The sequence below is a fragment of the Salegentibacter sp. BLCTC genome (assembly GCF_015143665.1).
GTDB lineage: Bacteria > Bacteroidota > Bacteroidia > Flavobacteriales > Flavobacteriaceae > Salegentibacter > Salegentibacter maritimus.
The window spans coordinates 401,610-414,109 of the sequence record NZ_WYEW01000003.1 but is presented as its reverse complement, the minus strand read 5'-3'; the positions used below and the strand labels follow the sequence as shown (position 1 = coordinate 414,109).

General features: G+C 37.9%; 12 protein-coding genes. 2 read left to right on the top strand and 10 right to left on the bottom strand.

Features of this window, described 5'->3' with window-relative positions:
- Positions 1 to 15 precede the first annotated feature (15 nt).
- The 9 genes from murG to mraZ all read right to left on the bottom strand — a co-directional run bounded on the left by murG (position 16) and on the right by mraZ (position 10,334).
- On the bottom strand, positions 16 to 1,107 hold the full coding sequence (gene murG / locus GUB10_RS05165) for an undecaprenyldiphospho-muramoylpentapeptide beta-N-acetylglucosaminyltransferase (RefSeq protein WP_193710368.1): 1,092 nt from the start codon (positions 1,105 to 1,107) through the stop codon (positions 16 to 18).
- Positions 1,108 to 1,156: 49 nt separating this feature from the next.
- Entirely contained in the window at positions 1,157 to 2,365 is a 1,209-nt protein-coding gene (locus GUB10_RS05160; RefSeq protein WP_193710367.1) for an FtsW/RodA/SpoVE family cell cycle protein, read from the bottom strand.
- 145 nt (positions 2,366 to 2,510) lie between these two features.
- Positions 2,511 to 3,878 carry a UDP-N-acetylmuramoyl-L-alanine--D-glutamate ligase gene (gene murD / locus GUB10_RS05155; RefSeq protein ID WP_370591071.1) on the bottom strand — a complete coding sequence of 456 codons (1,368 nt, stop codon included), beginning with the start codon at positions 3,876 to 3,878 and terminating at the stop codon, positions 2,511 to 2,513.
- Between the two features lie 6 nt (positions 3,879 to 3,884).
- Positions 3,885 to 5,123, bottom strand: a complete 1,239-nt coding sequence (mraY, locus tag GUB10_RS05150; protein WP_193710366.1) for a phospho-N-acetylmuramoyl-pentapeptide-transferase — start codon at positions 5,121 to 5,123, stop codon at positions 3,885 to 3,887.
- Positions 5,124 to 5,158: 35 nt separating this feature from the next.
- A complete protein-coding gene (locus GUB10_RS05145) occupies positions 5,159 to 6,625 on the bottom strand; it encodes a UDP-N-acetylmuramoyl-L-alanyl-D-glutamate--2,6-diaminopimelate ligase (RefSeq protein ID WP_193710365.1) in 1,467 nt (488 codons plus the stop codon).
- The gene (locus tag GUB10_RS05140) at positions 6,622 to 8,613 is read right to left on the bottom strand and encodes a penicillin-binding protein (RefSeq protein ID WP_193710364.1); all 1,992 of its coding nucleotides are present in this window, start codon (positions 8,611 to 8,613) and stop codon (positions 6,622 to 6,624) included. The genes GUB10_RS05145 and GUB10_RS05140 overlap by 4 nt, the downstream gene beginning before the upstream one ends.
- Complete coding sequence (locus tag GUB10_RS05135) at positions 8,614 to 8,931, bottom strand: FtsL-like putative cell division protein (protein ID WP_193710363.1); 318 nt, start codon at positions 8,929 to 8,931, stop codon at positions 8,614 to 8,616.
- Between the two features lie 52 nt (positions 8,932 to 8,983).
- Positions 8,984 to 9,880 (bottom strand): 16S rRNA (cytosine(1402)-N(4))-methyltransferase RsmH, encoded by an 897-nt coding sequence (gene rsmH, locus GUB10_RS05130; RefSeq protein ID WP_193710362.1) that lies wholly within the window; start codon positions 9,878 to 9,880, stop codon positions 8,984 to 8,986.
- On the bottom strand, positions 9,867 to 10,334 hold the full coding sequence (gene mraZ / locus GUB10_RS05125; RefSeq protein WP_193710361.1) for a division/cell wall cluster transcriptional repressor MraZ: 468 nt from the start codon (positions 10,332 to 10,334) through the stop codon (positions 9,867 to 9,869). Before mraZ ends, rsmH begins: the two co-directional genes overlap by 14 nt.
- 280 nt (positions 10,335 to 10,614) lie before the next feature.
- On the opposite strand from mraZ, the gene GUB10_RS05120 reads away from it, so the two are divergent.
- Both GUB10_RS05120 and yihA read left to right on the top strand, forming a co-directional pair.
- A complete protein-coding gene (locus GUB10_RS05120) occupies positions 10,615 to 11,379 on the top strand; it encodes an alpha/beta fold hydrolase (protein ID WP_193710360.1) in 765 nt (254 codons plus the stop codon).
- A gap of 82 nt (positions 11,380 to 11,461) precedes the next feature.
- A complete protein-coding gene (yihA, locus tag GUB10_RS05115) occupies positions 11,462 to 12,070 on the top strand; it encodes a ribosome biogenesis GTP-binding protein YihA/YsxC (protein ID WP_193710359.1) in 609 nt (202 codons plus the stop codon).
- A gap of 4 nt (positions 12,071 to 12,074) precedes the next feature.
- Here yihA and GUB10_RS05110 read toward each other — a convergent pair whose 3' ends face one another.
- On the bottom strand, positions 12,075 to 12,440 hold the full coding sequence (locus GUB10_RS05110; RefSeq protein ID WP_193710358.1) for a GTPase: 366 nt from the start codon (positions 12,438 to 12,440) through the stop codon (positions 12,075 to 12,077).
- Positions 12,441 to 12,500 lie beyond the last annotated feature (60 nt).

The following is a 12,500-nucleotide window of genomic DNA, read 5'->3' as shown; positions in this document are numbered from 1 at the left end:
AATCTAACGTCATTTTTATTTAATCAATTTTTCTATTTCGTCTACAATCCTGGCGGTTGCATTTGGCAAAGCCAGTTTTTTAATATTTTCACCTAGCTTTCTTTGCTTCTCTTCAGAAGCCATGAAACTAAAAAATACCGTTTCAAACTTTTCATCCAATTCATTTTCCTTCAACATCAAAGCGGCATTCTTCTTTACTACCGCCTGTGCATTTTTGGCCTGATGGTCTTCGGCTACATTAGGTGAAGGAATAAAAAGTACCGGTTTCCCAACAATACTTAATTCGGACACTGTCCCGGCACCTGCCCTGGAGATAATTACATCGGCAGCGCCATAGGCCAGGTTCATATTATTTAAAAACATATGCGTTTGCACCAAACCTGAATCATACTTTTTATATTCTTCAAAATACAGCTTGCCCGTTTGCCAGATTAACTGAATATTCTCCTTTTTAAATCTTTCTAAATTGGCTTCCACCAATTGGTTTATTCTTCTTGCACCCAGACTTCCGCCTAGCACCAACACTACTTTTTTATTGTTTTCCAGTTCAAAATGTTTTAGTGCCTTTTCCCTATTTGCATCAATCTTCAATAAATCCTGCCTTACAGGATTACCGGTAATTATGGTTTTTTCAGCAGGAAAAAATCGTTTCACTTCTTCATAGGCAGCACAAATTTTATCTACTTGTTTTGCCAAAAGTTTATTGGTTATTCCGGGAAACGAATTCTGTTCCTGAATAATACTTGGAATTCCTTTAGAGCTTGCTACTTTTAAAAGAGGGCCACTGGCAAAACCACCGGTTCCAATCACCACATTGGGCTTAAACTCCTTTATTATTCTTCTGGATTTAGCCAAACTGCTTAGCAACTTAAAAGGAAACATCAAATTACTCATCGTTAACTTTCGCTGAATACCACTAATCCAAAGACCTTCTATTTTGTAACCTGCTTGCGGCACCTTTTCCATCTCCATCCTGTCACTTGCACCTACAAACAATATTTCTGTATCAGGATAACGTGTTTTTATCTCGTTGGCAATAGCTATAGCCGGATAAATATGCCCGCCTGTGCCACCTCCAGATAATATTACACGTAAATCCTTTTTCATTTTTTATATCTCTATATCTAAACCTCTTTTCTCCTAAAGCCTATTAGCTCTATATCGCCTCACTTAAAATGTCTAACGGATTTTCTTCATCTACATCCGTTCCAGCTTCTTCCTGCTCTTTTATTTCTTCACGTTTGGCGCTAACACTTAAAATAATTCCAAGTGCCATACACGTCATCCAAATAGAGGTTCCTCCACTACTAATTAGCGGTAGTGTTTGTCCCGTAACAGGAAACAACTCTACGGCAACCCCCATATTTATTAATGCCTGAAAGATAATGGGCAAACCCACCCCCATAACCAGCAACTTACCAAACACTGTATTGGCTTTAGTTGCAACAATTACAATTCTAAAAAGCAATAATAGATAGGCACCCATAACTCCAAATGCCCCAATTAACCCCATTTCCTCAACAATAATCGCATAGATAAAATCTGATGAAGATTGCGGTAAAAAATTTCTCTGTACACTTTTTCCAATTCCCGTTCCGGCAATACCTCCACTGGCAATGGCAATCTTTGCTTTTTCTATTTGATAATCTGCTTCTGTATCTTTATCATCAGAAAAATTCTCAATTCTACTAGCCCAGGTATCTACCCTATTAGGCAAAAGTCCCGGAAATGCTTTTGCTGTTAAGACAAACATCGTTAACAAAAGCAAACCGGCGGCGACTATAATTCCAAGGTATTTTACCGGATACCCACCTAAAAACATGAGTACCAAAACCATAGAGAAAATAATAGCTGTTGTAGAGAAATTGGCCGGCAAAATTAATAATAATACCAGTCCTACGGGCACCCAAAGTGGTAAAATTGACTCTTTAAAACTAAGATTATCATTTGTTTTTTTCGATAGGTAGCGGGCCACATAGATCATTAAAACTACAGAGGCTAAGGTAGACGACTGAAATGAAACACCTAAGCCCGGAATTTGAATCCACCTACTGGCATAAGCACCATCTATAATAGTTCCCTGAGCTATGGTATAAATAAGAAGTACAACCACAACGGGTAAAAATAATATTGATAGCCCACGGAAATAATGATAGGGAATTTTATGCACCGCAAAAAGCAAACAAAACCCTAAAAGCAAATGGAAGAAATGCACTACCACATATTGGAAAGTACTTCCATCTCCATATAAATACGCAAGATTACTACTGGCACTGTAGACCGGCAAAAACGAAAATATTGCCAACAGTCCGGCCGTAGCCCAGATAACCTTATCGCCTTTAAGATTTGAAAAAATGTTGCTCATTTAATTTTTTAATTTCTCTTTTACTCAGTCAAACTTTTTAACGTCATCCTGAACTTGATTCAGGATCTAACATCTTAGTATCGAAACATGCTAGAAGCTGAAACAAGTTCAGCTTGACGAAAGCCTGGCTCTAAAATCTTTAATTTTAAAGATCTCTAACTGCCTCTTTAAACTGCCTTCCCCTATCTTCGTAATTCTCAAAAAGATCAAAACTGGCACAGGCTGGCGATAGCAATACCGAATTTCCTTTTTCAGCAAGGCTATAGGCCATTCTTACGGCTTCTTTCATCGACTGTGTTTCCACTATGGTATCTACACAATTTCCAAAGTTTTGCATTAATTTTTGATTGTCTACTCCCAGGCAGATAATAGCTTTCACCTTTTCGTTCACAAGAGGCAAAAGATCGTCGTAAACATTTCCTTTGTCCACACCACCTACAATCCAAATGGTTTCGCTTTCCATACTTTCGAGGGCGTAAAAAGTAGCGTTAACATTGGTTGCCTTAGAGTCATTAATGTACTGTACATTATTAATTTTCAGCACTTTCTCAAGTCGGTGTTCCACCCCCTGAAAACTCTCCATACTCTCTCTAATGGTTTCTTTTCTAATTCTTAAAAGCTGGGAAACAGTGGCCGCGGCCATAGCATTTTTGGTATTGTGTTTACCCTGCAAACCTAATTTTGTTGTTGGCATGTTAAATTGGTTGTTTTTTATATTGACAATAATATTTTGGTTCTCTATATATGAGCCGTTTTCTACTTTTTGTTGAAGGGAAAACGGTAATTTTTGTGCTTTCACCGGGTTCTTTTCTAACCAACCGGTAATAATTTCATCGTCTAAATCGTAGATAAAGAAATCTTCATCGGTTTGATTTTCGGAGATTCTAAATTTTGAGAATACATAGTTCTCAAGCTTGTACTCGTATCTATCTAAATGATCTGGCGTAATGTTAGTAAGTACCGAAATATCTGGCCTAAAATCCTTAATTCCGTCTAATTGAAAGCTGCTTAATTCCAATACAAACCATTCGGGATTGGTTTCGGCCACTTGTTTGGCAAAACTGTCACCAACATTCCCGGCCATTCCCACTTTTATGCCCGCATTTTTCAAAATATGATGCACAAATTTGGTTGTGGTGGTTTTTCCATTACTTCCCGTAATTCCAATAATTTTAGCTGAAGTAAAGGCCGCAGCAAACTCTATTTCTGAAATTACCGGAATACCTTTCTCCCTTAATTGCGTTACCATTGGTACGGTTTCAGGAATTCCAGGACTCTTCATCACTACCTCTGCGTTTAAAATTTTAGCTTCGGTATGTTTTTCTTCTTCCCAATCGATCTTTAGTTCATTAAAAACCGACTTATATTTTTCTTTTATTTTTCCTTTATCTGAAACAAAAACCTCAAAACCTTCTTTCACTCCAAGAATAGCAGTTCCTGCACCGCTTTCGCCGCCGCCAAGAATCACCAGTCTTTTACCGGAATTAGGAGTATTTTGAGTTATAGGTTTCACTATTTCTTATCTTACTTTTAATGTTATTATAGATACAATGGCCAGGAAAATTCCAATAATCCAGAAACGCACCACTATTTTACTTTCGTGATATCCTTTTTTCTGATAATGGTGGTGCAAGGGAGACATCAGGAAAATTCTTCGACCCTCTCCAAATTTTCGCTTGGTAATTTTAAACCAGGCTACCTGTAATACTACCGACAGGTTTTCCATTAAAAAGATTCCGCATAAAACAGGAATCAATAATTCCTTTCGGGTTGCCACAGCCAGCACAGCTATAATCCCGCCAATGGTCAAGCTCCCGGTATCCCCCATAAAAACCTGGGCCGGATAGGTATTGTACCATAGGAAGCCTACCAGAGCTCCAGCAAAAGCACTTATAAATATGGTCATCTCACCCGATCTGGGAATGTACATAATGTTCAAATAATCAGAGAAAATAATGTTTCCCGAAACCCAGGCAAAAATCCCCAGGGTGAGCACAATTATTGCCGAAGAACCGGCAGCAAGACCGTCTATTCCATCGGTTAAATTAGCACCATTAGAAACCGCCGTTACAATAAATATCACGATGGGTATAAATATTAACCAGGCATAATGCTTTAAGGCAGGATCTATCCAACTTATTAAGCTGGAATAATCGAATTCGTTATTTTTTACAAAAGGAATAGTAGTGGTTGTAGTTTTAAGTTCAGGCCCCATCTCTCTAATATTTTGAAAACTATCTACCAGCTCCTGCTGTTGCGGTGCAGGTTTATTGGCTTCTTCCTTTACGGTAACGCCAGGATGGAAGTACAAAGTACTACCAACAATAATTCCCAAACCTACCTGCCCTAATACTTTAAACTTACCCTGCAGGCCTTCCTTATCCTTTTTAAAGGTTTTAATATAATCGTCTATAAATCCAATTGCCCCCATCCAAAGGGTTGTAACAATTAATAGGATTACATAAATATTTTCAAGTTTAGCAAATAGTAAAACCGGAACAAGAGTTGCGAAAATTATAATCAAACCACCCATTGTAGGGGTGCCCGCTTTTTCACTTTGCCCACGTAAACCCAAATCACGAACGCTCTCCCCAACTTGTTTAGCTAGCAAATAACCAATAATTCTCTTCCCGTAAATGGTGGAAATTGCCAAAGAAAGAATAATGGCCATGGCAGATCTAAACGTAATATATTCAAACAGCCGCGCCCCGGGCACCTGGTATTCTGCTTCTAGATATTGAAATAAGTAGTATAACATATTTTTTTATTACTCGTTCCCTGTAAATTTTGGGCTTACTTATTTAGCTGTTTTAAAAATTCGGTTACAATCTTAAGATCATCAAAATCTTTGCGCTCTCCATTTACCTCCTGGTAGGTCTCGTGACCCTTTCCCGCAATTAGGATGATATCATTTTCTCCTGCCATTTGGCAAGCGGTTTTAATAGCCTGTTTCCTATTGGTTACCGCCATTATTTTCTTGAAGTTCTGTGGTTCTACCCCGGCCTCAACCTCTTCAATAATCTTATCGGGATCTTCCGTTCTTGGGTTATCGCTGGTAAAAACCACTTTCGTACTTAAAGCCGAAGCAATATGCCCCATTTTTGGCCTTTTAGTGGTATCACGATCTCCCCCGCATCCCACTACAGTTATAAGTTCTTCATTTTTTGTGCGAATGCTATTAATAGTTTCCAGTACATTTTTTAAAGCATCTGGAGTATGGGCATAATCTACTATTGCCGTAATCTTTTCTTTTTCTGAAATGATATATTGAAATCTGCCGTTAACAGCGTCTAACTCACTTATAATCTTAAGAGTTTCCAGATTTTCAAGACCCAGAAGTTCGGCAGTAGCATAAATAGCCAAAACATTATAAGCGTTAAAGCTTCCAATTAAGCGCGACCATAATTCCTGATCGTTCACTTTTAGCAATAATCCGGTAAAGGAATTTTCCAGGATTTGCGCTTTATAATCGGCGTAAGATTTTAGGGCGTAGGTATATTTTTGTGCTTTTGTATTTTGCAGCATTACCTGCCCGTTTTTATCGTCTACATTTGTTAAGGCAAATGCTGAAGCCGGCAATTCATCAAAAAAACGCTTTTTCACATCGCGGTATTCCGCAAAACTCTTGTGATAGTCTAAATGATCGTGGCTTAAATTTGTAAAAATACCACCGGCAAACTCTAAAGCTGTTGTTCTATGCTGATCTATCCCATGGGAACTCACTTCCATAAAGCAAAACTCAACACCTTCATCATTCATTTGCTTTAGATAGTCGTTTATAGTTATAGAGTCTGGCGTGGTCCTTACCGCATCAAAAGCTTTTTCGGCCACCATAACGTTTACAGTAGAAAGTAAACCAACTTTAAAGCCTGCTTTAGTAAACAAATTATATAAAAGCGTAGCAATGGTAGTCTTCCCATTTGTTCCTGTAACACCTACCAGTTTTAATTTTTCTGAAGGGTTATCGTAATAATTGGCTGCCATAAAAGCTAAAGCTTCCTGGGAATCTTCAACCTTAACATAGGTAACTCCGTTTACAATTTGCTTCGGAAATTCTTCACAAATCACAGCAAGCGCTCCATTTTCTATTGCCTGCCCTATATACTTATGCCCATCGGACACACTTCCGCGAATAGCCACAAAAGCATCATTAAAGGCTACTTTTCTAGAATCGAATTGCAGGCTATTAACAGTTACTGAAGTATTTCCTACCACAGCATCAATTTCTACTTTATATAATATGTCTTTTAAGACTCTCAACTTATATTTAGTTTTACTTGTTGGTTAGTTTCTATTTTTTGTCCGGCTGATATAGACTGTGACCTCACTTTTCCCGTCCCATTAAAATTCACTTTTAGCCCAAGGTTCTCTAAAAGAGAAACAGCATCCATAGCCGGCATCCCCGTAACATCTGGCATTACCGGTTTTTCATTTTCAAAACTTGTATAGTAAGCTTCAAAATCGTCTATCACCTTATTATTCTTCACTTCAAGAGAAGGCAGGGTATCCATAACAGGAGTATCGGTATAAATTTTTTGGGCAATTTGTTTAAATACAGGGCCTGCCACTATATTTCCATAATAACCTATTCTTCTATTTGGTTTATGAATAATCACAATACAGGAATATTTAGGATCTTCAGCAGGGAAATATCCGGCAAAAGAAGAAATATACCTCCCCGGCTCTATCCAGTACTCTACCTGGCAGGTACCTGTTTTTCCCGCCATAGAAAAGTTGGGGGTATAGATATTTGTAGCAGTACCTTTCTCTACGGTATGCTTCATTATTTTTTGAAGTTTTTTAGCGGTTTCAGGCGAACAAATCCTTGGATTCATAACCTCTCGCTCTACCTTTAAAATACTTTTATCCCATTCTTTTACTTCTTTTATAAATCTGGGTTTTACCATTTCCCCATTATTGGCTATGGCATTGTAAAAGTTGAGAGTTTGTAGAGGTGTTAAAGAAACCCCGTACCCAAATGCCATCCATGGCAAGCTCAATCCATTCCAACTTTTATCATCAGGGTGTGGTATTCTCGGAGAACCCTCTCCCTTTATATCCAGGCCTATTTTCTCATTAAGCCCCATATCATATAGACGTTCAACGAATTTAGCGGGGTTATTTTTATATCCTTCGGTAATCATTTTAGTAAAAGCAGTATTTGAGGAAACCTCAAATGCCCTTGCTGCCGAAATCTTTCCATAACCTCCACGACGGGAATCCCTTACCGGCCTTCCATAATATCTTACCACACCCTTTTCAGTATCTATAACCGAACTTGTATCTATTACATTATCTTCTAAAGCGGCGGTAAGCGCCATTAATTTAAAGGTAGAACCCGGCTCGTGAGACTCGTAAACCGCATAGTTTCGCTTCTCAAAATAAGTTCCCTCTTCGGTACGCCCAAGATTAGACATTGCTTTGATCTCTCCGGTTTTGGTTTCCATCACCACAACGGTACCATGATCGGCTTCAAAGTGCTCCAATTGTTTTAGTAAAGCGTGATGGGCAATATCCTGAATATTCACATCTATGGTTGAGACTACATCATAACCATCTTTTGGCTCTACTTCGTTATTATCACTAATAGGCTTCCACTGGCCTTTCGCAATTTTTTGCTTTAACCTACGACCATCGGTACCCCTTAAATAAGAGCTAAAAGCACCTTCCAGCCCCACACGGGTAAAATAGCCGTTTTCGTCCTGGCGCTCATAACCTACCGTTCTTTCCCCCATTTTTCCCAGAGGATGCTCCCTAACCGTTCTTTGCTCTACAATAATCCCACCTCTGTAAGCCCCCAGGTTAAACATAGGAAAGCTCTTTACTTTCATATATTCTGAATATCCAAGGTTTTTTGCAATTGGTAAATAGCGCTGCCCATTAGCCCTTGCCTGCCTTAAACGCTGCGACCAATAAGCTGCAGATTTACCGAACATTTCGCTAAGATTATTAGACAACGGAACGATATTTTCCTGAAAATTTTTATCTGATACAGTTACTGCGTCAAACCTTATATCGTATTTGGGAACTGAAGTTGCCAAAAGATTTCCATTGGTATCATAAAGATTTCCGCGGCTGGCAGGAATTTTAAAGCTTTTAACAGTACGTTCTTCGGCAAGGTTTCGGTAATAATCCCCTTCCACAAACTGGATATCGAGTAGTTTCACCCCTACGCCAATAGCAAAAATGAACATACAGGCCGCAACCACGTACAATCTATTTAATATGCCTTTTTCTGATGTAGCCATCTACTCCTTAATATTCACTTTAATTTTATAGGGCGGATTCTCGGAAGGAACAATTCCGCGATCTTTCATTTTTTGAGTAATTGTAGATTCCATCTTAATTCGCATTAATGCCGACCGGCGATCTACAAATTCACTTTTCAACTCCCTTACCTCTGTATGAAGTTTAGCTATCTTATGCACTTTACGTTCAGCACTATGGGAGCTTGCTATCATAATAATGGCAAGCAGTGTACAAAAAACTATAAAGCGCCAGTTATTTACAGCGTCTCTACTAATAAGAAAATTAGCACGTAGTAAGTTGTAAAAACCTTCTCTCATTCCTTTCTAAATTTCACCCCCTTCTTAGAATTCGCTATAAGTCTATAAAAAACTATAACTTCTTTGCTATTCTCAACTTAGCACTTCTGGCTCTATTATTCTCCTTAATTTCTTCAGCCGTAGGCACTATAAGCCCCCCAACCTTTTTAAAAGGAACCGAAATATTTCCGTAGAAATCTTTTTCAGGCTCACCCTCAAACAATCCACTTCTTATATACCTTTTCACCAATCTATCTTCTAACGAGTGATAAGAAATAAGACTAATCCTCCCATTTTTTACCACCAGGTCTTCGGTTTGCTTTAAAAAACCTTTTAAAACCTCAATTTCCTGGTTCACTTCAATTCGAATTGCCTGATATATTTGTGCCAGAATTTTATTCTCCTTTCCTTTAAACAAATGCGGTTTCAGCAAGTTATTTAGCTCTTCACTGCTCTCTATAGGTTTTTCCTTTCTTGCCTCCACAATAAGCCTTGCCAGTTTTGGCGCATTTTTTAAGTCGGCATACTCATAAAACAGTTTTTTGAGCTGTTCTTCTTCATATTCATTAATCACCTCAAAAGCACTAAGCTTACTTCCCTGGTTCATACGCATATCCAAACGCGCATCAAAACGAGTAGAAAAACCTCTTTCTGCTTCATTAAATTGATGCGATGAAACACCAAAGTCACCTAAAATTCCATCAACTTTTTTAACCCCATAAAATCTCAAAAAACGTTTTATATATTTAAAATTCTCATGAATTAGCGTAAAACGTGAATCTTCAATAGTGTTTTGCAAAGCATCTTTATCCTGATCAAAAGCAAAAAGCTTCCCATTAGCCCCGAGCCTACTTAAAATCTCCCTGGAATGGCCACCTCCACCAAACGTAACATCCACATACACGCCATCCTCCTTAATATTAAGGCCGTCTATAGATTCTTTTAATAAAACCGGATTATGATATTGCATCTAAATCGTCATTTCCCATTACTTCTTCAGCGAGTTCAGCGAAATCATCTGAAGCCTCATCAATGGTGTTTTCATATTTATCTTTATCCCAGATCTCTACAATATTCACTGCAGAAGAAAGTACAATCTCCTTACTGATACCAGCAAAACCTACGAGGTCTTTAGGTATTAAAAGCCTACCATTAGTATCTACCTCCACCATCTTTACCCCAGCAGTAAACCTTCTTATAAAATCGTTATTCTTCTTTTTAAAGCGGTTTAAACCATTAATTTTCTGCATTAGAACATTCCACTCCTGCATAGGATACAACTCTAAACAAGGCTGAAAAACCGAACGTTTTAGCACAAAACCCTCCTGCAACATAGGCGCAAGCTGCTTTTTTAATGCTGAAGGAACCATTAACCGGCCCTTGGCATCTGCTTTACATTCGTATGTTCCAATGAGATTTACCACTTATATACTTTACAAAGTCAAATATATTGAAAAAATTACCACATTTTACCACTTTCTACCACTTTGTTAATAAGTTTATCAACTGTATATAGCTGAAACACTATCAAGTAGACCTATTCATTTAGGTTTCAGAGGCTTGGTTTTTATTGTACTTTTCTTGTTAAATATTTTAAAAAAGATGATAAAAATGCATTTCCTAAATGACTTTGGTATTTCTTAAAAATGATTATACTTGTAATGAAATCGCTATATTTGCGATTGCGAAACGCAAAGCCAATCAATGAAAAATAATGTAAGGCAAGAGGGAAAGTTTACGTACCTGGAGCAAGGAGAGGGAACCCCGATAGTTATTTTACACGGACTTATGGGTGGTTTAAGTAATTTTGATGGGGTTACCGAATATTTTCCAAAGCATGGTTATAAAGTTGTTATCCCAGAACTTCCTTTATATTCCATGTCCCTACTTAAGACCAGCGTAGGCACTTTTGCTAAATTTTTAAAAGAATTTATAGATTTTAAAGGTTACGATAAAGTTATACTTCTAGGCAACTCGCTTGGTGGGCATATTGCTTTATTGGCTACTAAATTATACCCAGAAATTGTTAAGGCCCTTGTAATAACAGGAAGCTCGGGACTTTACGAAAATTCTATGGGCGAGAGTTATCCGCGTCGTGGGGATTATGAATTTATCAAGAAAAAAGCACAGGATGTTTTTTACGACCCTGAAGTTGCCACCAAAGAAGTAGTAGATGAAGTTTACGAAACCGTAAGCGATCGGAATAAACTGGTAAAAACCCTGGCCATTGCCAAAAGCGCCATAAGGCACAATATGGCTAAAGATTTACCAAAAATGAAAACCCCTACCTGTATTATTTGGGGAAAAGACGATCACGTAACCCCACCTGAAGTAGCTGAAGACTTTCAGCGTTTACTTCCGGATGCCGATTTATTTTGGGTAGATAAATGTGGCCATGCCGCCATGATGGAACACCCCATATTGTTTAATGAGCTACTTCATGACTGGTTAAAACACCGGAATTTCTAAGGCATATAATTTATAAAGGTTTATTAGGTTTAAGGCTGCTAATACTAACATTGAACAAGATCATTTTTCAAAAAGAATTACAATGAAAATCAATTCGGCCGAATTTGTGGTAAGCAATACACGTGTAGATAAATGCCCGGACAGCAAGCTTCCGGAATACGCTTTTATTGGCCGTAGTAATGTAGGAAAGTCTTCTTTAATAAATATGCTTACAGGTAGAAAAGCACTTGCAAAAACCTCGGCCAAGCCTGGAAAAACACAACTTATCAACCATTTTTTAATCAATAAAGAGTGGCATTTGGTAGATTTACCGGGTTATGGGTATGCGAAGGTTTCTAAATCTACAAAGCGTACTTTTCAAAAATTTATCACTGCATATTTTGACAAACGCAAGCAATTAATTTGCGCCTTTGTGCTTATAGACAGTAGGCACGATCCACAGCCTATAGATATGGAATTTATGCAATGGCTTGGCGAACACCAGGTTCCATTTTGTATTATTTTCACAAAGGCCGATAAGCTAAAACCAAAGGTTCTTGAGAAAAACATCAACAATTACCAGGAAAAGATGCTAGAAATATGGGAGGAAATGCCAGAGTTTTTTATAAGCTCGGCAACTGCCAAACTGGGACAGGAAGAAATTCTGGAATACATCGATTCTATAAATAATGAATTAAAGGCTAATAATTAGGCTTCTAAAATTTAAGCCGATCTTCAATTATCGCTATCAGCTCTTCGGCTGAATAAACTTGCTTCAATTCCTCTGTAGTCACAAAAACTCCCATTTCACCTTCATCTTCCCATAATATTATTGGAAAAGTATATTTGTAACCAAACTTTGAAGCATATTGCTTTTGAAATTCGTCTAAATGAAGAAATTTCATCCCCACTTCTGAAGCCTGCCTGTATTTTTTCCATTGTGGATTTTCCGAAAAAACACCGTGTGTTACTTTACAAAGGTTACATGCAGAAGATTTGGGACTTACCATTTTATACAGCGCATCCAGAACAGCATTATGTGTTCCGGAAAACGCGTTATATACAAAAATAAGTTTCTCCACTGAATAAGCAGGATTTAACACTTAGTATCGCTTTACCCACAATATAAATATTGTACAAAC

Bases quoted from the DNA above. Each gene is read 5' to 3' on its own strand.
- GUB10_RS05160 (WP_193710367.1), bottom strand. From the start codon at position 2,365: ATGAGCAACATTTTTTCAAATCTTAAAGGCGATAAGGTTATCTGGGCT.
- GUB10_RS05140 (WP_193710364.1), bottom strand. From the start codon at position 8,613: ATGGCTACATCAGAAAAAGGCATATTAAATAGATTGTACGTGGTTGCG.
- rsmH (WP_193710362.1), bottom strand. From the start codon at position 9,880: ATGCAATATCATAATCCGGTTTTATTAAAAGAATCTATAGACGGCCTT.
- GUB10_RS05120 (WP_193710360.1), top strand. From the start codon at position 10,615: ATGAAAAATAATGTAAGGCAAGAGGGAAAGTTTACGTACCTGGAGCAA.
- yihA (WP_193710359.1), top strand. From the start codon at position 11,462: ATGAAAATCAATTCGGCCGAATTTGTGGTAAGCAATACACGTGTAGAT.
- mraY (WP_193710366.1), bottom strand. From the start codon at position 5,123: ATGTTATACTACTTATTTCAATATCTAGAAGCAGAATACCAGGTGCCC.
- GUB10_RS05135 (WP_193710363.1), bottom strand. From the start codon at position 8,931: ATGAGAGAAGGTTTTTACAACTTACTACGTGCTAATTTTCTTATTAGT.
- murG (WP_193710368.1), bottom strand. From the start codon at position 1,107: ATGAAAAAGGATTTACGTGTAATATTATCTGGAGGTGGCACAGGCGGG.